The 23,179-nt window shown below is 42.3% G+C and carries 20 protein-coding genes and 1 pseudogene; 16 read left to right on the plus strand and 5 right to left on the minus strand.

The window, feature by feature from the left end; translation table 11 throughout:
- Positions 1-38: 38 nt before the first annotated feature.
- Positions 39-347, minus strand: coding sequence for a 30S ribosomal protein S20 (rpsT, locus tag ICL16_RS45890; protein ID WP_190832701.1), 309 nt, complete (start codon positions 345-347; stop codon positions 39-41).
- 829 nt (positions 348-1,176) lie between these two features.
- On the opposite strand from rpsT, the gene ICL16_RS22910 reads away from it, so the two are divergent.
- Positions 1,177-1,905 carry a hypothetical protein gene (locus ICL16_RS22910; protein ID WP_190832355.1) on the plus strand — a complete coding sequence of 243 codons (729 nt, stop codon included), beginning with the start codon at positions 1,177-1,179 and terminating at the stop codon, positions 1,903-1,905.
- Between the two features lie 47 nt (positions 1,906-1,952).
- Here ICL16_RS22910 and ICL16_RS22915 read toward each other — a convergent pair whose 3' ends face one another.
- Positions 1,953-2,732, minus strand: a complete 780-nt coding sequence (locus tag ICL16_RS22915) for a hypothetical protein (RefSeq protein ID WP_190832356.1) — start codon at positions 2,730-2,732, stop codon at positions 1,953-1,955.
- 211 nt (positions 2,733-2,943) lie between these two features.
- Between ICL16_RS22915 and ICL16_RS22920 the strand changes: the two genes are divergently transcribed.
- From ICL16_RS22920 to ICL16_RS22955, 8 genes are all read left to right on the plus strand, one after another.
- Positions 2,944-4,692: a carbohydrate porin gene (locus tag ICL16_RS22920; protein ID WP_238360905.1), complete on the plus strand. Its 1,749-nt coding sequence runs from the start codon at positions 2,944-2,946 to the stop codon at positions 4,690-4,692.
- A complete protein-coding gene (locus ICL16_RS22925; RefSeq protein WP_190832357.1) occupies positions 4,689-7,001 on the plus strand; it encodes a tetratricopeptide repeat protein in 2,313 nt (770 codons plus the stop codon). Before ICL16_RS22920 ends, ICL16_RS22925 begins: the two co-directional genes overlap by 4 nt.
- 123 nt (positions 7,002-7,124) lie before the next feature.
- A complete protein-coding gene (locus tag ICL16_RS22930; protein WP_190832358.1) occupies positions 7,125-8,384 on the plus strand; it encodes a family 8 glycosyl hydrolase in 1,260 nt (419 codons plus the stop codon).
- A 31-nt stretch (positions 8,385-8,415) separates the two neighbouring features.
- The gene (locus ICL16_RS22935) at positions 8,416-10,725 is read left to right on the plus strand and encodes a cellulose biosynthesis cyclic di-GMP-binding regulatory protein BcsB (RefSeq protein ID WP_190832359.1); all 2,310 of its coding nucleotides are present in this window, start codon (positions 8,416-8,418) and stop codon (positions 10,723-10,725) included.
- Between the two features lie 90 nt (positions 10,726-10,815).
- The gene (gene bcsA, locus ICL16_RS22940) at positions 10,816-13,419 is read left to right on the plus strand and encodes a UDP-forming cellulose synthase catalytic subunit (protein ID WP_190832360.1); all 2,604 of its coding nucleotides are present in this window, start codon (positions 10,816-10,818) and stop codon (positions 13,417-13,419) included.
- Between the two features lie 172 nt (positions 13,420-13,591).
- Positions 13,592-13,891, plus strand: coding sequence for a type II toxin-antitoxin system HigB family toxin (locus ICL16_RS22945; protein ID WP_190832361.1), 300 nt, complete (start codon positions 13,592-13,594; stop codon positions 13,889-13,891).
- On the plus strand, positions 13,875-14,273 hold the full coding sequence (locus ICL16_RS22950) for a helix-turn-helix domain-containing protein (protein ID WP_190832362.1): 399 nt from the start codon (positions 13,875-13,877) through the stop codon (positions 14,271-14,273). The genes ICL16_RS22945 and ICL16_RS22950 overlap by 17 nt, the downstream gene beginning before the upstream one ends.
- Before the next feature lie 88 nt (positions 14,274-14,361).
- Positions 14,362-14,919, plus strand: coding sequence for a Uma2 family endonuclease (locus ICL16_RS22955; protein WP_190832363.1), 558 nt, complete (start codon positions 14,362-14,364; stop codon positions 14,917-14,919).
- On the opposite strand, the pseudogene ICL16_RS22960 reads toward ICL16_RS22955, so the two are convergent.
- A pseudogene (locus ICL16_RS22960) lies at positions 14,916-15,120 on the minus strand (hypothetical protein); the annotation flags it as partial. The gene ICL16_RS22955 and the pseudogene ICL16_RS22960 overlap by 4 nt on opposite strands.
- Between ICL16_RS22960 and ICL16_RS47350 the strand changes: the two are divergent.
- Complete coding sequence (locus ICL16_RS47350) at positions 15,091-15,369, plus strand: helix-turn-helix domain-containing protein (protein ID WP_190832365.1); 279 nt, start codon at positions 15,091-15,093, stop codon at positions 15,367-15,369. The pseudogene ICL16_RS22960 and the gene ICL16_RS47350 overlap by 30 nt on opposite strands.
- A 32-nt stretch (positions 15,370-15,401) precedes the next feature.
- On the opposite strand, the gene ICL16_RS22970 is transcribed toward ICL16_RS47350, so the two are convergent.
- A complete protein-coding gene (locus tag ICL16_RS22970) occupies positions 15,402-15,716 on the minus strand; it encodes a hypothetical protein (RefSeq protein WP_238360906.1) in 315 nt (104 codons plus the stop codon).
- Between the two features lie 866 nt (positions 15,717-16,582).
- On the opposite strand from ICL16_RS22970, the gene ICL16_RS22975 reads away from it, so the two are divergent.
- Positions 16,583-18,061, plus strand: a complete 1,479-nt coding sequence (locus ICL16_RS22975) for a CHAT domain-containing protein (protein ID WP_190832367.1) — start codon at positions 16,583-16,585, stop codon at positions 18,059-18,061.
- 17 nt (positions 18,062-18,078) lie between these two features.
- Here ICL16_RS22975 and ICL16_RS22980 read toward each other — a convergent pair whose 3' ends face one another.
- A complete protein-coding gene (locus ICL16_RS22980) occupies positions 18,079-19,212 on the minus strand; it encodes a pentapeptide repeat-containing protein (RefSeq protein ID WP_190832369.1) in 1,134 nt (377 codons plus the stop codon).
- 221 nt (positions 19,213-19,433) lie between these two features.
- Here ICL16_RS22980 and ffh point away from each other — a divergent pair, with 221 nt between their 5' ends.
- From ffh to ICL16_RS23005, 5 genes are all read left to right on the plus strand, one after another.
- Entirely contained in the window at positions 19,434-20,897 is a 1,464-nt protein-coding gene (ffh, locus tag ICL16_RS22985) for a signal recognition particle protein (protein ID WP_190832372.1), read from the plus strand.
- A gap of 156 nt (positions 20,898-21,053) precedes the next feature.
- Positions 21,054-21,314: a 30S ribosomal protein S16 gene (gene rpsP, locus ICL16_RS22990; RefSeq protein ID WP_190832375.1), complete on the plus strand. Its 261-nt coding sequence runs from the start codon at positions 21,054-21,056 to the stop codon at positions 21,312-21,314.
- On the plus strand, positions 21,277-21,720 hold the full coding sequence (locus ICL16_RS22995; RefSeq protein ID WP_190832377.1) for a KH domain-containing protein: 444 nt from the start codon (positions 21,277-21,279) through the stop codon (positions 21,718-21,720). The genes rpsP and ICL16_RS22995 overlap by 38 nt, the downstream gene beginning before the upstream one ends.
- 94 nt (positions 21,721-21,814) lie before the next feature.
- Positions 21,815-21,991: a 30S ribosomal protein S21 gene (gene rpsU, locus ICL16_RS23000; protein WP_190832378.1), complete on the plus strand. Its 177-nt coding sequence runs from the start codon at positions 21,815-21,817 to the stop codon at positions 21,989-21,991.
- 177 nt (positions 21,992-22,168) lie between these two features.
- Positions 22,169-23,122: a PhoH family protein gene (locus ICL16_RS23005; protein WP_190832379.1), complete on the plus strand. Its 954-nt coding sequence runs from the start codon at positions 22,169-22,171 to the stop codon at positions 23,120-23,122.
- The last annotated feature ends 57 nt before the right edge of the window (positions 23,123-23,179 follow it).

A 23,179-nucleotide genomic window follows, 5' to 3' on the forward strand; every position in this document is an offset into this window, starting at 1 on the left:
GCGGAACGTCTCTACTGGGATTTATGGAAAATTAAGGATTACTCAGCAGTTGCTACTGCTGGTTGTGTATGAGGTTTGAGCCTTTTAGCTAATCTCGATTTTTTTCTTGCTCCGTTATTTGGATGCAGTACTCCCCGCTTTACGGCTTTATCGATTTTGCTGTAAGCTGCTGACATGTGAGCAAGTACTTCTTGCTTTAATTCAGGACTAGGGTTAGCTGCGTAGGTTTCTACGGCAGTAAAGTACTTCTTCATCAGCGTTTTCACTGCTGATTTGTAAGATTTGTTACGCAGTCGGTTACGTTCTGCGATTTGGGCGCGTTTCTGAGCAGATTTTATATTCGCCACAGCAATTCCAAAAAGACTATATATATGTACACACACTACTAGACTTACTAATATAGCACCCTTATTGCCAATGTGAGGGTCAAAAAGAAAAATTTCCCTAAAAATTTTTCTGCCATGAGCTTTTTCGCTCATGGGCAGATCAACATAGTAAAGTTTACTTGACAAATGCTCCTACTCATAGTCACGCTACAGGAAGTCGGCTCGAAGTAGATAGGAGCGATTTTTTACTGCCCGCTTCGTTATAGATAAGTACATCTATATTATATTATAGCTCTGAATCCCATAAGTGAGAATCCGATTGCGAGTTTTTTGAAGGTTCCGATTTGAAGAGTGCTATGAAAAAAGTTCAAATTGAGTATCTTTAATTTGGAAACTTGTTTTTTTGCTCAACCGCACTCCTACGCAGAGGAAAGAGAATAAGAGAATTTCACGACTTAATTTTGCTTGTTATCAGTATGTATGATGTTTTTAAATTCAAACTTGTTTAGTTATAACTCTGGATTTTTAACTCAGATAGTTTGCCTACTGGGAAAACGATTTAAGTTTAATTACTGAGAAGATACAGTCGAAAACTTTAAGAAAATTTTATATATAAAAATCAGTAGGGTTAAGCAGGTAGAGTGTTATTGTTAAATTTACAAAAAATTTAATTGATTTTACGGAAAACATTATGGCGTTTGGGAGATATAAAGAATAAATTAGAACAAGAATGTAGTCAACATATTAAATTACCGTTTTTAGCTGTAAAAGCTATATTTAATAGACGGTAGTTCAGAATCTGTTGCGATTGAATGATTGTTTTTCGTTATAACTAATTCAACATTTAAATATGTCCCTATCTGCTCTCGCCAAATTTTTGCTACCACCAGTGATGGCTTCTGCTGCTGTTTTTTCAGTAATGAGCGCACCTTTATTTGTACTGGGTGCTGAGCAAATAAACATCAAATTCAAGGAAGAACCTTTTTTCTCTGGGAAACTTAGAGATGTTGCTACTCCTTACGTAGTTTTGGCTACGGCAATTAGTATGGGAGCAGGTTTATCGGCGATCGCTATGTGTGGTTGGCGGAATTCTGCGCAAAAATCGACAGAGTTTGAGCAGCAGTTATCTGTCTTAGAGAAAAACCTACAAGAAAAGGAAGAATTGATCAAAGAACTCAAACTATCAGAGACTCGCTTACAAGCTTCTGGATTGAGTAGCTTCTTGAATGATGAAATGTTACAAGTGAATTCAAAAGTGCATAAACCAGCAGTAAGTCATGAAACTACACCTGTTACGGCTGCATCGACATTTTCTTCTGCACAAAATTACCTGGGTTTTGCGCAAGCAAGTACAAATGGTACAAAAGAAGTTGCTACGACAAATGTAGAGCAAACAACAGTTACAATGTCTGAGTTTGAGCATTTACAAACACAACTTAGAGATATGATGTTGCAGATGCAAATCATGCATAACAATTTACTACAAAAAACTCCCGCAACAAATACTGAGGTAGAAGCACCAGAAAGATTGAGAGTATTTTATGAATCTTACAAAACTAATGAAGTCCATATGATTTAAATCAAAAAAATTTGTAGAGACGCCCCGCCGAGGCGTCTCTACATTTTTCAACGCATAAATTCTGAAGCCTTGAGAGAAGCGTTTGTCTGCCTGAATTTAGTAGCTAGTAAAGACGCTCGGGTATTTACCCCTATTGTTGGTTGCGGCGGGATTTGGTTACGAATTCCCCAACCGTCATTCATGTCTTCTAGTTGGAAACGAGGGGCAATTGTTTTTCCTGTGGGTAGAGGAATTGCTAAAGTTTGACTCGCTTGTACATAGATTTCGCCTTCATTTGTAAAGCGAATCAACTTACCTTCGAGGTTTTGATAGTCTTGATCGGGTTTTTTCAAGCTTTGCTGTGATTGCTGCTGACTTGCGGCGTCAAAAGTGGCGATAAACGTGACGCCGTTTTCTGGTGTTAGTCTCGTTAGCACTTGAGATGCTTGCCAGTTTTCCTGAAAAGTACCATTGGCTGCCACTTGCCAGAGATTGAGATCCGCAAGCCATTCTCCCTGTTTGACTTCGACGATTTGACGAGCCAAAATAGAGCGATTTGTACTATCAGGAGAATTTAATAGTTGTTGTCCTTCTTGTGGTCGTAAATTACGCACAGCTGTTACGGTAATTTGGCTAGAGTCAGGCAGATTTGTACTGCCTGATATATTGTATAAACCATTACTCTGAACTGACTGAACGTTTTTTATTTCTAGTTGTACTTCTTCTTGTGCTTTTTGAACACAGCCAGAGCTAACAACAAGCAGTAATAGAGAAATAGCGGCTAGGGAGAGAGAAGAAGGCAACTGGCTAAATTTTTGCCTAAAAAGCTGAAAATAGAGACTAGGCATATAAAAAAAGTATTTGATACTGGTAAGAAGTAAAAAATCGATTTTTCCCGATTTTACAAATAATAGCCTATAAAAGAGAAAATCCATTTGACTCTAAACTAAGTTAACTGAAACTGAAAAATTTACCAACTATCCTCGAAGTTACTTAGATTTTTTGTTAAAGTGGCGACAACCGATAACTGAATGATTGACTTAACCATGAGTTAACCTAATGAGGAACACAAGATTAAATAGTTACCAAAATGCTTCTACCCACAAGCAACACAAATATTGGGTGTTTTACATTGTGTCAGTCTTGTGCTGGATACTGGTTACGGGTAACGCTTGTTTAGCACAAACAAAGTCCAATAACCACAACAACGACTTTCAACTGGGCATGGGGGGACTGTTACCAGTACCACGCACGCCATTACCCGGACAAAAGAAGCGACAATCGACAGTACCACCCCCACCTGGCTCTCCTGGTGTAGCAGTAGCACCGCTCAACCTACCATTACCCAAACCAGTACAGCGTACACCGACACAAGAGATTAAATCTCTAGAGAACTCGTTTATTCAGCAGCAGCTAACGGGTGTTGCACCAAAAACACCTTCTTTAAACAAGCTTAATCCTCAAAAAAGACGATTACCAAAGCTAGCTGCTGATACCAACAAAGCCTCGTTTCTCAATTTGGAGCTGCCATCCAATCAAAAGAACGAGTCACAAAAAAGCCCGGTGGCACAGAATGTGGGGCAAGAATTCACCGCACCTGGTACACCAGCTTTCAACCAAATCACATCTCAACCCCTAGCTCCTTTACCACCACTCCCTGGGATGGCAAGGCAAGACTCTGTAACTGGAGCAACACCAACTTTCAATCAACTAATTAATGCTCAGAATAGAGATCCTAATTTACTACCCCCATTAATCAATAACCCTGCTGTACCACCTAGACAACAACCACCCAATCAACCTCTCCCACTGGTAACTAATCCAGCTTTAAGAGAACCATTTTTAAGGTTCCAAGGAGTTTACGTCACCCAAGGAGGCGATACTTCAGCAAGAGCGCGATTGGAAGGAGTTTACCCACTCTCACCTCAAGCTTTGGTGGGAGCAACTTTGGATTTGACTAGCCAAGGTAGCACTTTTGATGATTCTCGTAATGAAGGTTTAAATATCAACGAGCTTTATCTAGCGACTTCGGTGGCAGGGATACCCAATCTACGGTTTGTCATAGGGCAATTAGATTTAACGTCTTATTTTGACCGAAACAGCTTTGCTAAAGATGGAGCCAGCCAATTCTTTAATCCTGTGTTTCAAACAAATCCGGCGTTAGCTGCTACGGGAATTGCTTCTCGCACAGGCTTATTAGTGAATTGGAGTGCTACTGACAATATCGAAGCCAAAGCCGCTGTTTTCTCTTCTTCAGACAAAATCAGTGACTTTTCTTTAGATGGATTTGCTGGAGAAATTGGTATTCGTTACGGTAACGCGATTATTCGCGGTACTTATGCAACCGATCGCGACTCTGGTATCCGCGATTCTTTCGCAGAAAGTTTTGGCATTGCCAGAAATTCCGAAGCAACTTTATTTGGTCCACTTAAAGATGATCGCGAAGAAGCCTATGGTTTAAATGCGGAAGTTTTTATTCCCAATCTCAAACTAGGTCTTTTTGGACGCTATGGTCGTTACGAAAACAGCGATTTAGGTAAGGGTGGTAATACATACGTAGTGGGAGGTAGTTTACTAGATTTATTTACCGCCAATGATCGTCTGGGATTAGCCTATGGACGCGCTCTGTCCAATGACAGTTTACGTCGGAACAACCTAGATGTTTTGGAGCTTTATTACGATTTTCAAGTTCTTCCCTATTTGCGGCTGGGTTTTACAGTCCAAGGAAGAGATGGTTTTGACGAAACTGTAGTCGGCGTGAGAGTGAGATCAGATTTTGATATCACTCCCAGAGGGAGGAACCGATGAGTCAATTTGAAGGCAGAGGGCAGAGGGCTGTTTTTCTTTTTACTTTTTACTTTTTACTTTTTACTTCTTTTGTACCGCCAATAAATATTGCCCCAGCCCAAGCACAGAAGACTGCCTCACTACAACAAGGTTTTAACTTGTTAAAAAAGGGGTGGGTGAATGATGCAATTAGTACTTTCCAACAAGTTGTCAAGCAGCAACCACAATCTTTACAAGGTTATATTGGGTTGGCGATCGCTTATAATCGCGCTGGCAAGATTCAAGAAGCTTGGAGTGCTTATCAAAAGGTACTAGGATTAGATCCCAATAACCAAATGGCTTTAAAGACAGTTGGGATCATGGGGACTTATCGCCCCGAATGGAATCTACGAGGAATTGAAGCTCTCAGCACTTTATTAAAGTTAAATGCCAACGATGCCCAAGCTCGTGGTTATCGCGCTCTGCTATATTCCTACCAAGGACGGATGAGTGAATCGTTAGCCGATTACCAAATTGCTCTAGCTAACAACCCGACGCCGGAAGTAGTTATTGGTGCTGCTCAAACATACACTTATAGTGGTAATTACCAAAAAGCTTTAGAGCTTTTTAATCGCTACCAAGCAACTGGAAAACCGATTACAGGGTATGCAGCAGTAGCTTACGCCAGCACTTTAAGAGAAACTGGCAATCAAAAAGCAGCGATACAGCTTTTAGAAGCACAACTACAGCGTTCTAGTACACTCGACAAAATCGCCATAGAAACTCGTGCCGAACTTGCCAAAGCGTATATCGCAAACCTTGAACAAGCAAAAGCTGTGGCTGTGTTAGAGCCAATCCAAGGTAGACAAGATGCAATTTTACCTTTGGCGCGAAGTCTCAACGATATTCGCAAGAAAACCAACGATCCCGCCCTCACACAGCAAGTCGCAACTCTCTACCGTCAAGCACTCGCCAATACCACCAATCCCTCACCCACATTACTTAAAGAAGTAGCTGACGTTTTCACTGGCTTGCCTGGTGAAGGACAAACAGCGCTACAACTTTATCGACAGGTGGCGAGATTGTTGCCAAACGATCAAAGTTTAGTTATTAGGCAGTTAGCCTTGGAAAATAAACTAGGATTGCTGAGCAAAAACGATCTTAAACAGCGTTTGGTAGCAGCAGTGCAAACCCTACCCACAGAAGTAGGACAACTGCAACAGTTAGGTGTTGCCCTAGCGGATATAGATGCTCCCGATCCGGAACTTCTTCCTGTCTACCAAAGTATTCTACCAAAAGTTAACGTACCGTTTCTCAATTTTCGCCTCGCCCAAATTCATGTAGAGCAAAACGACATGAATCAAGCTAGGCTTGCTTTAGCAGCTTATACAGCAACGGATCAAGGTAGTAAAGATTTAGCAACTCAATTACTAGCAGCAGAAATTGAGCGGCGTGAAGGTAATTTAGAAGCCAGCGCTCAGCGCTACCAAGCTGTACTTACCACTAAACCAGAGCGCGACATAGTTAGTGGTGCTTTACGCGGGTTGGTAGGTGTGCGAGTACAACAAAAGCGTTTTGACGACGCCTTAACAGTTTATGAGCAGTTGATAGCTTATGAACCGCAAAATTTGACCTCTCAGTTAGGGCGTGCTAGTATCGCTTATCAAGCAAAGCGTATTTCCCAACAAGACGCAGAAGCAGTTCTCAACAATTGGTTAGCAACACAGCCTGCAACCAACACACCGCCAGAATTATTTAGTTTGGTGGGTGTGCTGCCGGCAACAGAACAACGTGAACCACTGTATAGTTACCTGATTCAAGTAGATCCCAGTTACATACCCATGCAATTACGTTTTGTACAGGCAATGGCAAAACGGAACCCGACACAAGCTCAAGCGCGTGTCAAGCAGTTGATTGCCCGTTTACCCAACAACCCTAACTCATTCCAATTACAGGCAGAGTTAGCTAAATCGGTGGGCGATTTCAATTTGGCTGAAGCTGCTTATAAAAATATTTTGGCGCAGCAACCAGATAACCTAGATGCCCTTGCGGGTTTAGGCGGAATTCGCTTTCAACAACGGCGTTATGATTCGGCTCAACAGATTTACTCACAGGTGATAGCACAAAAGCCGGAAGACAAAGACGCACGTCGCGCCCTCGCTGGGTTGAATGCTATTTCCGATCAACCTTTAGCAGCAATGGCACAACTAGAACAGCTACAAATACAGCAAATGTCTCAGGGTTCTACTGATGCTGATGCCTTACGCCAAATGCGGCAGATACAAGAAGACTTTCTGTTGCGGCGAGGGTTTCAACCTCCTTGGGAAGACTATGAGCGTAGAGGCAGATAAAGGAATTTGCCCGACTACGTTAATTGTGAACATTTGTATGGGAACAATAAGAACAGGGGGAAATGTAGAGACGTTCCATGGAACGTCTCTACAAAGACCCTCACAATTCCAACGGTTCTGAGGATGCAGCGCTTAGCCAAAATGGCAGTTATTGCCAGCTTAAGTAGTTTATATGCCTGTTATTCTGGTTACCCAGTAGTAAAGCCCAAGAGTCCAGATGACAAAAAAGTTGTGGGAACATCTTTACCTGGAGGTGGTAACGAAAATATAGCAGTATCTGTAGAGGCTTTACGTGATATCCCTAATGGTCAGTTACTAGCTGAAAGTTGGGATAGTTATCGTCGGAGATTTATTCAAAAAGATGGACGGGTGATTGACTACGAAGCGGGCGATCGCTCAACTAGTGAAGGTCAAGCTTATGCTATGCTGCGGGCAGTACTAGTTAACGATCCCACCACCTTTGCCCTCACCTTAAAATGGGGGGAAAATAACCTCCGGCGAATAGAAAACGGTAAAGTTACTGACGGTTTATGGGCTTGGAAGTGGGGAAAAAATGCCGAGGGTAAGTGGGGTACAATCGACAACAACTTCGCCAGTGATGGCGATATTGATGCAATTACTGCCCTAATTTTTGCCTACAGACGCTGGAATCGCCCGGAATACCTAGAACTAGCAAAGGTTAAGCTGGTTTCTCTGTGGGACTATTCTACTGCAATTGGACCACAAGGGAAGCGCTACCTACTACCAGGTCCAAAGGCGGCATTTGTCCCCAATCCTTCTACTCTCTATCTCAATCCTTCATACCTGGCTCCTTATGCTTTTCGTATATTTGCCCAAGTCGATCCAAATCGTGATTGGTTGAGTCTAGTAGATAGTAGCTATCAAATACTTGAACAATCGTCACAACTTTCTACTGTTGGTTTGCCCGGTGACTGGGTTGCTCTAGATATTACCACAGGCAAATACCAACCTTTTCCACCATCTAATCCTCTACAGACTGTCTATAGCTTTGATGCTTATAGAGTTTGGTGGCGCTTGTCGCTGGATGCTGCATGGTTCAATTCACTAGCAGCACGGCGCTATTTGCAAACAAATACCAAACACTTACAAAATATGTGGCGAGAGCGATCGCGAATACCCGCACGTCTCGACCTTCAAGGCAAGGGAATAGTCGATTACGAAGCGACATCGCAGTACGCAATGCTTTATGCTGCTTGGAACATAGTAGAACCACAGTTAGCAGAACAAGTGTTTAGGCAAAAATTATTACTAAACTATCAACAAGGAATTTGGGATGATAAAACATCTTATTATAGCCAAAATCTTGCTTGGTTAGGGTTACTGCCACCATCCGTCGTACCGAAACAATTGTTACAAAAGTAGTCATAAAACTGGGTGTAGATAAAAAATAATTATGAAGCATTTGTTTTATAACATTAGTACAAAGGCGATCGTCTTTACTAGTTGCTTTTTACTGTTTCCAAATTCTTTGTTAAACCCAAAAATTGCCAACACTCAACAAGTATTGGCACAACAAACGACACCAAAAGCCCAAAGTAGTACAGATGAATCACAGGCGGCTGTTGCCAAAGGTTTGATTCCCTATAGCCTTGAATTTAATCGCAGTCCGATTGTTGGCAACCGTATGCGCTTGCGCGGAGTTTATGCCGAAGGGCGGCTTGGTTTTACTCGTCCTCGTAGTTGGAAAGTAGCTAATGTCAAAGCTTTAATTCGCTTCCAACATTCGCCAGCACTATATGCTAACCGCTCTAATTTGACAGTTTTAATTAATGACAGAGCTGTAGGCAGTGTACCACTTAACAAAAAACAGTCTCAGTTAGGTCAAGTACTGCTAGATATTAATCCTAAGCTGCTACAAGACTACAATGAACTTAAGATTGTAGTACAGCAGAATAACTCACAGGAATGTAGTAATTCTAACGATCCCGATTTGTGGACAGAAGTACTACCAGATTCCAAACTGATTTTCAACTATCAACGGCAACCAGTTGCGCTTAATTTCAGCCGTTATCCTTATCCATTTTTTGACGACTTAAGTTTAGAAACTAACAGTATTGCTTACTTACAACCTAGTTCTGTGAGCCAATCATGGCTAACTGGGGCAGCGAGATTACAAGCAGCATTGGGTAGATTGGCAGATTTCCGTCCTATAGAAACTAATGTAGTAACTAATTTAACAGAGGTAAAGCCAGAACAGCGGTTGGTGATTATTGGTACTCCCAGTGAACAACCGGAACTAGCTACGATGAAGTTACCTTTGTTGGTTGCTAGCAATTTAATTCTCGATGCCAATAAAAATCCTATTTCCGAGGACATAGGCGTATTAATTGCTACTATTAATAAAACTGGTTCTCCCGTGTTAATCGCTACTGGTAATGGCGCAAAAGGCGTTGCTAAGGCGGCACAGTTTTTGGCTGAGCCTGACTTGCGGAGATTAGGTACTGGTCAAGTAGTTTTAGTCAATCAAGTTAAGGAAATATCAACACCCGGACTCCGTCAATGGCCTCGTTATTTACCACAGGAAAATACTTTTAGATTAGGCGATATTAAAACCCAGGTAAATGGAGATCCTTTTAATGATGTGACTGTACGTGGTTCATCTGCACCGTCAATTGATATAGATTTCCGTGCGCTACCAGACGATCGCTTTGTACGCGGTAGTTCCATGAATCTGGTTTACAGTTATAGTCCACAGATGAATCCCAGAACTTCTGCAGTAGAAGTTTTACTCGATAACGTGTTCATTGGTGGTGCACGTCTTGATTCAGATCGCGGCGAAAATCGTAAAAACCTGAAAGTGGACTTACCAGCTAACTTAGTTAAGCCTAACTCGAAGCTACAGGTGTTTTTCCGGATGAATCCCAGGGAACCATTTGACAAACAAAACTGTGCCAACGCACCAGATCAGCAATTGACAGGTACAGTACACGCTGACACTAGCTTTGATTTAAAACGGGAAAGTTCTGTACAACTACCAGATTTGAAACTACTACAATTTGGTTATCCCTTTGCTGCACCGCAAGATTTGTCGAAAACAGCAGTTGTATTACCACAAAATCCAACGGACACAGATATTTTGACTTTATTAGCTTTGAGTGAGCGTTTAGGAAGGTTAAGTCGAGCAGATTCGATCAAACTTGATGTTTACACGTCAGATTCATTACCGGATACAGCACGTAAAAATTACCATTTGGTGGGAATTGGTACAAGGGAAAAATTTCCTTTACCAGAAATATTTAAATCTAGTGGCTTTAATTTAAGTCAAGCATTTTTCCGCTCATCCGCAGCAGGCGCAGTTCAAACTCCCCAGGATGCACAAGGGATGATTAAGCAAACAATCTCTCCTTGGAGTGGCTCGCGCGTTGTTCTCGCTTTGACTGCTCAAACAGATACAGGTTTAGAGCGAGTCCGACAAGTACTCAATCAAGATCCGTGGTTCTTCCAACTGAAAAAAGATACAGTGCTAATTAGTAGTGATAGTAAGGATGTCGATCCCTACTCTCCCGACGCTTATCAGTTAGAGTTTTTCCAAAGTTCCCCCTCCACTCAACGCTTGGAAGATACCAATCTACTCAGTAAAATATCCCGTTTGCTGCAAGAAAACTGGCTATTACTACCAGCAGGCATTGTTGGCATATCACTACTGATGTATGGAATTGTTCAGTTGTATCTCAAACGCATCAGTAGCGCCAACAAACATTAATTGCTGATTGCTAATTGCTAATGGCTAATTGTTAATTGTTGATTGTTAATTGCTGATTACAATTCCCCATTCCTCATTCCTCATTCCAAAATGTCGTCATCATTGAGATCGCCTCGTGGGCAACGTCAACGCTTTAGTTTAAGAAGATGGCTGATTGATCTTACACCCCAATTTTTTGACCGTGCTTTAGAAAAAGTGGGTGTGAAACAGTTCAAGTGGCTTGTCTTGCTGCTATTGGTGCTTTCAGTTCCAGTAATTGTTACTCCTCTCGAAATATGGCAACAGGGAGCAGTAGCTGTATTTTTAGTGCTATTAGGTCAGTTAGTTGTACAAGCTGAGGAGGCAGAATCCTCTGCTGAAATTAGTCAGTACTACCACTTATTTTTGGTATGGCTGAGCTTAGTAACAACAATGCGTTATCTGTTTTACCGTACCAGCTACACGCTTAACTTGAATGGATGGGTTAACAGCATTGCTTGTTTGATGTTGTACGGAGCAGAGTTGTACGCGATCGCCACCCTAGTACTGGCTTATTTTCAAACCCTAAAAATCAAGGAACGTCAGCCAGTCGATCTTTCTAATATTCCCCCAGAGAAATGGTTCGCAGTTGATATTTATATTCCTACCTACAACGAAGACGTTGAGATAGTCCGTAAGACAGCGATCGCCGCTTTGGCTTGCGAATACGTACCAGAGAAAAAGAAAGTTTATATCCTTGATGATGGTCGTCCCGAAAGGTATAAAGAAGACGATCCACGGCGAGAAAAGTTCCGAGCCAGACGCGAACAACTCAAGCAAATGTGTGAAGAAATTGGCTGCATTCACATGACGCGGGGCGATAACAGCCACGCCAAAGCCGGTAATATCAACACCGCCTTTCACAAAACTGGGGGCGATTTAGTGATGATATTAGACTGCGATCACATCCCATCGCGCCAATTTCTGCTGCACACAGTAGGTTTCTTCTACGATCCAAAAGTGTCCTTTGTCCAGACTCCTCACTGGTTCTACAACCCCGATCCATTCGAGCGCAACTTGCTCACAGGCGGTAGAATCCCAGTGGGCAACGAATTATTTTACAAAGTACTGCAAAAAGGCAACGATTTTTGGAATGCCTCTTTCTTTTGCGGTTCAGCAGCTATCATCCGTAAAAACCACGCTTTAGAAGTGGGGGGAATTGCCGTTGAAACTGTGACAGAAGATTGTCACACAGCATTGCGGTTACACTCACGCGGTTACAAGTCGGTCTACTACGACAAAATTATGGTAGCTGGTTTAGCACCAGACACTTTTTCTTCCTACGTAGGTCAACAAGTACGCTGGGCGAGGGGAATGGCGCAGATTCTACGGCTGGAAAATCCTCTGTTTAACCCAAAGCTGAACTTAACGCTAGCGCAACGGCTTTGTTACATGAGCGCAACTTCCCACTTCTTGTATGGATATCCGCGACTAACATATGCTATAATACCAACCCTGTTTTTACTATTTGGCGTTAACCCAATCCAAGGTTTGGGTTTAGAAACTCTAGCTTACGCCCTACCACATATCCTACTGTCTTTATATGCCAACTACATTATTTACAAACACGTCCGCTTCTCCTTCTGGAACGAAATTTTTGAATTTGTGATGGCTTTCCAGGCTGGATGGGTAACAATGTTGGCACTGATTAACCCCAAAATGGGTACTTTCAACGTTACCGATAAAGGGATAAATGTTACCAAACGCACTTTTGACTGGCAATCTATGCGCGGTTTGCTAGTGGTAACAGGATTAGTAATTGTTTCCTTACTAGCTGTACCTTATTGGTTGCTGTTACGTCCAGAAGATTCCGAGGCGGTTTTAGTCAATACCTTGTGGTCTGTTTTTAACCTGGTTTTGCTGATGGCGGCTTTGTTAGTTGGCTTCGAGCAACCACAAATTCGTACTGCTCACCGTTTGCAGCGACGCCTTAGGGTGGTAGTTTCTAGTAACGACCAAACGATGATGGGTGAGACGATCAATATCTCAGAAACTGGTGCGTTAATTTCCTTGGAATCTTGGCCCAACTTACCAGATGAAGTACAGCTTGAGATTATGGGAGATTTTACAGCTAGGGTAACTCTAACCGCAAGAGTGATTCGACTTTCGCCTGTTGACGATCACCAGACACATTTGGCAGTTGATTTTGTCAATCTCGATCGCGCTCAACAAGATGCTCTCACCCTGGTTTTGTTTTCTGATGTCCGTGAATGGTATTCTCAGAAGCGACAGTTCACAGACAAACCATTTGCTTCCCTTGGATTCCTTGCTACCAGTTTGACTCGCTCGTTGCGTGACGTTAAACCAACTTCAGGCGAAAGGATACGCAAGCAGGTACAAGCTAGAGGCGATCTTTACTGGGATGGTCACTTTTTTGGCGGAGTGGCAACAGAACTTGGTGTCACTGGTTTAAAGTTGGAATTACAAAGCAAAAAAGCTAAACAAGCCAATCGATTGCTTGTAGAAGAAGACTTGCACAAAATGCGCACTTTGAAACCACTCGTTGGTTTGCTTTTGAGTGAGGAATCAGATAATTTATTACCCAAAAGATTTGTTGTCGAAATTTCTTCAGTACAAGAAGAAGCCAACGGTAATATTATCCTAGAGTTGAATTTCCCTGATAAATTCAAGCAAAGCCAAGATACCAAAATCAAACAACTTTTACAAATTTTGTAAAATTTTCCTTTAGATACCCTTCAGATACCCGACTTCTTTAAGAAGTCGGGTATCTTTTTTCATAAAGTCTCTTAAGATTTCGCGTTCTTCTTGACATTTTGCTCTCAGTTTGAGAGTATTCATTTAATAGATTTTTATTGGTTAACAAGTATGACTACAAAACAACAGACGAATGCATTTGATTTCGATTCGTAACCTCCGCGTTGATGCAGCTAAGTTTCCCGATGTGAAAAAGCAAATTGACGACTGGTATGCAACCGTCAATAAGGCGGATTGGTGTAACTTACAGGATGTCCGTAAAATCTATCAAGATGCCGAAGCCGTTGGGAATTTTACCGTCTTTAATATTAAAGGCAATGCCTATCGCTTAATTGTCGGTATTGACTATGAAAACCAAGTAGTTTATTACAAATATTTTCTGACACACGCCGAATACGATAAAGAAAAGTGGAAAAATGACCCTTACTTTTGACCAAAACGCTTATCGCAATCTGTTGACTGAAGTTGTTCCGATCGCAATTGACACTGAAGAAGAGTACGAGCGTATTTTAAAAGTAGTAGAACAGCTAACTTTTAAGAAAAATCGTACAATCGAGGAGCAAGCTTTATACAAATTGCTAGTTATATTGATTGAAGCTTATGAGACACAGAACTATCCGATGGATCGATCTGCGCCTCATGAAATCCTGCAACATATTATGGAAGCCAGTGGTATCCGTCAAGCTGACTTAGTAGGAATTATCGGTTCTTCTGGTGTAGTTTCTGAGGTTGTGAATGGAAAACGTTCGATTAGCAAGGCACAAGCTAAAGCGCTCGGTGATTATTTCAAGGTATCACCAAGTCTGTTTTTTTAAGCTTTCTTTTTGAGAAAACCTTCAAGAGTATTTATCATAAGGACAGAGTAGTGCAGTAGCGCACGCTCATGGAGAAGGAGGCTACGCAATGTCCACAACCCCTGTAAAGTTTACAATTGAGGAGTATTTAACCTACGATGATGGCACAGACAAACGCTATGAATTGGAAGATGGGGTGCTGGTAGAAATGCCCCCCGGTACTGGTAAGCATGAGGCGATTATTACTCTGCTGTTATTTCAGTTTCTTTTAGAAAAACAACGCTTGGGTTTGACTCTAAAGCCGCGCCCCAATGGCACCGAGGTAATGACCAAAAAACAACTCAGGCGACCTGATGTGTTGGTCATGACAAAAGAGCAAGCACAGACAATCGAGAAAACTTCTGCTGTTCTTCAAACGGCACCACTACTGATTGTTGAGGTGGTATCTCCCGAATCTGTTGACCGCGACTACAATATAAAAACGTCCGAGTACGCAGAAGCTGGTGTTGGCGAATACTGGATTGTTGATCCTTTGGAGAACAAGGTCACGGTTTGCCTACTGATAGGAAAAGTTTACCAGCAAAGTGTGTTTACTGGCAGCCAACAAATTATCTCTAAGCTGTTCCCAGAAATAAACCTAACTGTTCAGCAGGTAATGTCGCCTTAGTTAACAAGAAATTTAGCTACCGCAGCCGCCTTGGTTGATTCCATTTGTCGGGCTACCAGGTGAGCAAATAGCCCTTCAAGTTTCACTAGTTCCTCAAATGTACCTACTTGCACCACGTGCCCCTCTTCAATTACATAAATTTGGTTAGCCGCCACGAATAGTACTTAGGCGGTGAGCAATAACTATCCGAGTCGCATTCAACTCACACCTCAAGAGGCTGCTTTAGTTGAAATTAAATTAGCTCTCAGTCACTCTTTAAAAGAGCGGCGGCAAAAGCTGATGACGCAGAATGAACTGGCAGAAAAAATTCACTCCGGTCAACTACGTATTGCAAAGGCTGAAAATGGTGATGCTTCGGTTTCTATTGAATTACTGATTCGAGCAATGTTGGCTTGTGGTGCAACTGCTCAAGAAATTGGAATTGTAATCGCCAGCACAGGTAGGAATTAATCTACGGGAGTGGTTGCCATGATTAAGGATTATCAGCAATATTCAACATTAGTAATATTGGGAGCATTGGTAATAAATTCGCTTAAAATCTCAATTTGAGAGCGATTTTCGACAATTTCCAGTGTTTTAAGAATATCACTGACTCTAGCTGCATAATCACCTAAATTTTGCTGTAGGGGTAGCAAAATCTCCAATTCATTACTAGAGTCTTTTTTTAATCTCCAGATTGCCCCCGCATTATCATAAATCCGTCCAGATTCATGCCAGCCTCGTTCTTGCAAGTGTACCTGTAGCACCTCCGGTTCTATAGTTTTGAGAATTTGGCAATCTCGTATAGTAACTTTCACAGGTATTCCTCCAAAACTAATAAGCAAAATAAAGAGCAACTGTGACAACTGCCCGAATATAAGTACTACTGAACTGTTCTTTTTGTTGATTAATATCCATTAAAATGTGTGCCTAGACAATTTTCTTGGCTTCTTTCATCCAAGTTTTGCATTCAGGGCGCTTTGGGGAGTAGGTATCTAGGTAGTATTGCGGCGAAAACCTTCTGCACGCATTGTCCCTAAATTGCGACTTTAGGCATACTTGATGATCACCCTTGTTTGAATAGTGGTATTGCTTTGGCATCAAATCCCTCTTCCTCCCAAGAGAACCATTGCCTCTTTGCCAAAAATTGCATAACCTCAGTCCGCTGAGAAATACATAGATAGTGAATCCTGTTACAGCTATCACTACTATGCATCCCAAAAATCCCTTGAGCTACGTAATTTCTCAACTTGCCCCTGGTATTATAACCATCAAGGCGTTAGCATTGCTCCTCCAAAGGAGGCTCGCTAGTGCCTTCTCAATTCAAGTTTTAGATTTACTTTCCCAACGGCGTGTTCAGAGTTTGTCTGCAAAGTCTGGAAAAAATGCGCCTAGATTTGGTAATTTTATATACCTACTCTTTTCCCTGAGCGAGTTTTATGAGAATCTACTAAAAAACCCTGACAAAGCGACAGCATGAGCATTATTAAGATTGGTTCATTCGGGATTCAAGCCCCCAACTGAGCGTGCTGAAAATAAAAAAACACGCAGTATCAATCTTTGCGCCCCCTATTTCGGCATTCGGTATTAATTGCGAATTGCGTTAGCGAAGCGTTAGCGAGTCTTCGAGCGTCATTGCGCTCTTGCAATTGGAGATGACCTTTTAGATTTTGGATTAACGAATATGCGTTCAAATAAAATTGGACTAAGTGTATTTATTACCCTGGTGATTGTTGTATCATCGTCTTATGCTGCCAATTTGCCAGTAGCATTTACAGCTTCGCAGGTATTAGCGCTTTCGGCAAATGAGCGAAAAGCACAAGCCGAAGCAGACCGATTGTTTGAACAAGGTTTACAGCAGTATCAAACTAGTCAATTTCAAGCAGCATTACAGTCTTGGCAACAAGCACTGATTATTTATCGAGAAATAAAAGACCGTCAAAGCGAGGGGAAGGCGCTGGGTAATCTCGGTCTTGCTTACCGAAATTTGGGAAACTACGCCAAAGCCATTGAGTATTCTCAGCAGGAGTTGGCAATTGCCAGAGAGATTAAAGACCGTCGAGGTGAGGGGATGGCGCTGGGTAATCTCGGTGGTGCTTACCGAAATTTGGGAAATTACGCCAAAGCCATTGAGTATTCTCAGCAGGAGTTGGCAATCGCCAGGGAGATTAAAGACCGTCAAAGCGAGGGGACGGCGCTGGGTAATCTCGGTCTTGCTTACCTATATCTGGGAAACTACGCCAAAGCAATTGAGTATTTTCAGCAGGTGTTGGTAATTGCCAGGGAGATTAAAGACCGTCAAAGCGAGTGGTTAGCTTTGAACAATCTCGGACTAGCTTTCTACAAAAAAGGTAATCTTGCCTCGGCAGAGAAAACTTTATTCAAGGGAATAACCGTTGTTGAATCTCTCCGAGGTGGATTAGACGATACAAACAAAGTCTCAATTTTTGAGGAGCAAGCTCGTACATACCGCGCTTTACAACAAGTCCTCATTGCCCAAAATAAAACTGACACAGCCTTAGAAATTGCCGAACGCGGTCGCGCTAGGGCGTTTGTTGATTTACTCTCGTCTCGTTTAAACTCCCAAATAAAGCTCCAAGCACCAACTATTCAAGAGATTAAACAAATCGCCAAACAGCAATCAAGCACACTTGTTCAATATTCGATTATTTATAATGAATTCAAAGTAGCAGGTAAACAACAAACCAAACAATCAGAACTCTATATTTGGGTTATAAAACCAACAGGTGAAGTTATATTCCGTAAAGCTGACCTCAAGCCTCTGTGGCAAAAAGACAATACTAATTTATATGAGTTAGTTACCACTAGCCGTCAATCTATCGGTGTCAGAGGTCGCGGTATTGTTGTATCTTACAACCCCAATGCACCCAAAGCGCAAAATCAATTCAAGCGGTTACATGAATTACTAATTAAACCCATTGCTGATCTTTTACCCAAAAAAGACAGCGACAGAGTAATCTTCATGCCGCAAGAATCTTTATTCCTGGTTCCCTTCCCTGCTTTACAAGATCAAGGTGGTAAGTACCTGATTGAAAAACACACCATCCTCACATCACCATCGATTCAGGTGTTAGGTTTAACCCAACAGCAATGCCAACGTGTAGAAATAAGGGCTGGAACGTCAAGACAAAATAGTAATTAGCACACAACTATGTTATATTAAAGGTTGGTATCTTGAAATGATAAGAGTGCATCGTTGCTTTCATGTTCTTGCTCCAACTTCCCAGGAGAATCTGAGTGCATTTCTAAAATTGTTTGTTGATTAATTTTTACGCACTTTAAGTTAGCCCCATTGAGATTGGTTCTACTTAGGTTTGCGCCTTCCAAATTTACACACTCTAGATTTGCACCTTCTAGATTTGCATCGGTGAGGTTGGCTCCCTTGAGGTTTGCGCCACTGAGGTTTGCACCACGAAGATTTGCACCACGAAGATTTGCATCTTTCAACTTAGCATTGGTAAGAACTGCATCTTGGAGAATTGCACTGCTAAGGTTAGCTTCGCTGAGCTTGACGCTATTCATGTAGGCTTTGCTAAAGTTAGTGCCTACCAACTGAGCATGAGTGAGATTACTATTCCACAGGTACACACTATCAAGGTTGGCATTACTGAGATTTGCGCTTACCAACTTCGCATCGCTGAGGTTAGCACCGTTGAGGTTAGCACCTACTAACTGAGCATTGTCAAGTTGAGCGCTGCTCAGGCTGGCATTTGTTAAAATGGCGTTACTGAGGTTAGCACTCTCTAAATTAGCATTCTTGAGGTTGACACTTTCTAGCTTTGCATCGCTGAGGTTAGTATTTACCAATTGTGCATCACTAAGATTAGCATTGTACAAATTAGTACCACTTAGGTTGGCGTTATTAAGGTTTGCACCGCTCAGGTATACGTTAGTGAGGTTAGCATTGGTTAGCTGTGCATTTTCGAGGTTAGCGAGGATTAAACTGGTATGACTAAGATCAAGACTTGCAAATCTCTCAAAGATTACTTGCTCAAGTGAACTAGTGTCATTTTCTTGTATTATATTATTAGTGTTATTTTTAGCAACTATAACAGTAAATACACTTAAATTATCTTGAGACTTATTTGCTAGGTATTTCTGTTCTTGCCAAACCATAGATAATATTCCTAAACAAAAGCTCAAACCTAGTACTAATCCCAATGGGTTGTTTTTTGTGAGCAATATTGTAGCTATAAAAGCTAAACTAACTAAAGCTATTAGCTTTATTAATGTTTGCAATGCGGCTTTTAGTTCTTGACAAAAACTAATCTTTCTTCCATTAGCTACACTCATGCCCAATACCCTCTTTTACCCCTTATACAACTACTTTAATCTGAATACCGTAGCGATCGCCTCGGACAATACCAACCATTGACCACAAAAATTTCTGTGTAAAAAAAGCCATTTTGCGGTTTTTCAGGGATTTTAGTAATTATCCTGTCGCTATAGTCGAAGTAAAAACTACTAAGCTGGTAAATAGCGCTTTAAATTTTTGCTGACTAAATATCTGTATTATGTTTGATGCACTTGCCAATAGCTTAGAATCTGCCTGGAAAAAACTACGGGGACAGAACAAAATTTCCCAATCCAACATTACTGAAGCGTTGCGGGAAGTGCGCCGCGCTTTATTGGAAGCAGACGTTAATCTTCAGGTAGTTAAAGAATTTATTGCCGAAGTAGAACAATCGGCTCTGGGAGCAGAAGTAATCACGGGTGTGCGTCCCGACCAACAGTTCATCAAAATTGTTTATGATGAACTGCTGAAGGTAATGGGGGAAGAGAATGTTCCTCTACATGAAGCACCGCAGCCCCCCACAATTGTCCTCATGGCTGGGTTGCAAGGTACTGGGAAAACAACTGCTACCGCCAAGCTAGCTTTACATCTACGGAAAATGAACCGTAGCTGCTTGATGGTAGCGGCAGACGTATACCGTCCTGCTGCCATAGATCAATTGATTACCTTGGGCAAGCAAATTGAGGTTCCAGTATTTTCCTTGGGTAGCGATGCTGATCCTGTGGAGATAGCCCGTCAGGGTGTGGCACAAGGTGCTTCAGAAGGCGTTAATACTATAATTATTGATACTGCGGGTCGTTTGCAAATTGACCAAGACATGATGGCGGAGTTAGCCCGCATCAAGGAAACCGTCCAACCCCATGAAACACTTTTGGTGGTGGACGCCATGACTGGTCAAGAAGCAGCGAATCTTACCCGTGCATTCCATGAACAAATAGGGATTACTGGTGCAATTCTCACCAAAATGGATGGTGACAGCCGTGGTGGTGCGGCGCTATCTGTACGGCGGATTTCTGGCGCACCGATTAAATTTATCGGTGTTGGGGAAAAAGTCGAAGCTTTGCAACCGTTTTATCCAGATCGCATGGCATCGCGAATTCTGGGAATGGGCGATGTTCTTACCTTGGTAGAAAAAGCCCAAGAGGAGTTTGATCTTGCCGATGCGGAAAAAATGCAGGAGAAAATCCTCTCGGCTAAGTTTGACTTCACAGACTTTGTCAAGCAATTACGTTTGCTGAAAAACATGGGATCGCTGGGAGGGATCATGAAGCTGATCCCAGGTATGAATAAGATCTCAGATGATCAACTCAAGCAAGGGGAAACCCAGCTCAAACGCTGCGAAGCGATGATTAATTCCATGACAGCTCAGGAGCGCAAGAATCCTGATTTATTGGCAAGTTCTCCCAGTCGGCGGCGACGGATTGCTGGCGGATCTGGTTACAAAGAAGCCGATGTCAGTAAGCTAGTGGGTGACTTCCAAAAAATGCGCGGTTTGATGCAGCAAATGGGTCAAGGTCGCTTCCCAGGAATGCCAGGAATGTTCGGTGGTAATATGGGAGATCCCTATGCAGCAGCAGGTGCAGGCAATCGTCCCGCCCCTGGTTGGCGGGGTTATAGTGGCGGCGACACCACTAAAAAGAAGCCCAAAAAGGACAAAAAAAAGAAGGGTTTCGGCACGTTGTAATCGTAGAGACGTTCCGGCGGAACGTCTCTACAAAAGTGAGTAAAAATAAAATACAAATGACAACTGACCAAGAATGCTAATTTAGTGTTAAAATGGGCATTTTAGCACCAACTAATCGTCCACAGAATCTAGAAACAGGAGAATGATTTCTGAATCATGGTTAAACTGCGCTTGAAGCGATACGGTAAAAAGCGGGAAGCGAGCTACCGCATAGTCGCTATTAACAGCCTCGCTCGTCGCGATGGACGTCCCTTAGAAGAATTGGGATTCTACAACCCTAGAACAGATGAAGTACGACTAGACGTTCCCGGCATCGTCAAGCGACTACAACAAGGCGCTCAACCCACTGATACAGTGCGTCGCATCTTACAAAAAGCTAATGTTTTTGAACAGGTCAGTGCACAAGCCGCATCTTAGGATAGGAATAAAATCCCCAACAAATGATCCTGACTACGTTGGGCTGCTACGCTTTCTCTTGCAGCCATTTTTAGATTCACCGGAGTCTTTAAGCGTTGATTGTGAAATTTTTCACACCCGTAAACGGGCTTGGATTCGGATCGCTTTTGACAACACAGATAAAGGAAAAGTGTTTGGTCGAGGTGGACGCAATATTCAAGCAATTCGCACTGTGGTGGCAGCAGCAGCTTCTGCCGCTGGGCAATCAGTATATTTAGATATCTACGGCAGTACAGGTCTTAGCCGAGAAGAAATGTATACCGAAGAAGAAGAGCAAGAGCGATTACCACCACCAAAGCCTAGAGAAAAACCTGGAAATGGACACAAAGTTATCACAAAACCCCGCACTCGTGCTTATTTAGACTAAAGTAGAGACGCGATTTCTCTCGCGTCTCTACTAAGAGAGGCACAATTCCAATTTCCAGTTATCAATGATCTCTGTAAGGAGGTGAAACTAGGGAGTGGCTGAAGTCCGTTTGGGTGAAAATGAGTCGATTGACTCGGCACTAAGACGTTTTAAAAAGAAAATTCAGAAAGCCGGTATCTTATCAGAAGTCAAACGCCGAGAAAGATACGAAAAACCCAGTCTACGTCGTAAACGCAAAGCAGAAGCCGCACGCAAAGGTAGTCACGTCTAAAACATGGCAAAGTGTCTGTTTTTGTGGCTAACTCATGTCAGTAGTTAAATTTAGGGAGAGATAAAGTAGAGATTTTAATTGCTAATATTCTCTACTTTGTCTATTAAAAATTTCCCTATAATCAATCAAAAAATATTAAGCTTTATTAGGAATTACTCCATAAAAATCAGAAAATCTATGGCAGATGCCTTAACCTTCCAACTGCCGAATGTTTCAAGTGCGATCGCTCTAGCAGGTGCGGGAGAAGAAAATCTCAAAATCATGTCCCGACAAACAGGAGCTACGATAGTGCTACGCGGACAAGAACTGTACATTTCCGGCACGAGTCAGCAAATTGACCTCACTTGTAAATTAGTGCGATCACTTGAAGATCTTTGGAGTAAGGGCAACAGCATCACCAACACCGATATATTAACAGCTCGTCAAGCTCTAGATAGCCATCTAGTAGACGAACTACAAGACTTACAGCGAGATGTAATCGCCCGGACTCGTAATGGCGTTGAAGTTCGTGCCAAAACCTTTCGCCAGCGACACTACATTGAAGCACTCCGCAAACGCGATCTTACCTTCTGCACTGGACCGGCTGGTACTGGGAAAACCTTTCTGGCTGTTGTTGTCGCCGTACAAGCACTCCTTGCCGATCAGTTTGAAAGATTAATTTTAACTCGTCCTGCGGTCGAAGCAGGCGAAAGACTCGGCTTTTTACCAGGAGACTTGCAACAGAAAGTTAATCCCTACTTACGTCCACTCTACGACGCTATTAACGAATTTATCGACCCAGAAAAAGTACCAACACTGATGGAAAAAGGTGTAATTGAAGTTGCTCCTTTAGCTTATATGCGAGGACGTACACTCAACAACGCTTTTGTAATTGTGGATGAAGCCCAAAACACCACACCTTCTCAAATGAAAATGGTTTTAACACGCTTAGGTTTCCATTCCCGCATGGTAATTACAGGTGATATGACACAAAACGATTTACCACCCCACCAACAATCAGGATTAGTCACAGCTTTACAAATTTTAAAACATGTTGAAGGCATTGCCTTTTGCGAATTTTCTCAAAAAGATGTTGTGCGCCATCCCCTAGTTCAGCGCATCGTCGCCGCCTACGAACAACATGAGAAGTAGTCAGGAGACAGGAGACAGGAGTGAGTAGTATGAGACATACAAACAACAAAGGACAAA

The organism is Iningainema tapete BLCC-T55, assembly GCF_014698965.1.
Lineage (GTDB): Bacteria > Cyanobacteriota > Cyanobacteriia > Cyanobacteriales > Nostocaceae > Iningainema > Iningainema tapete.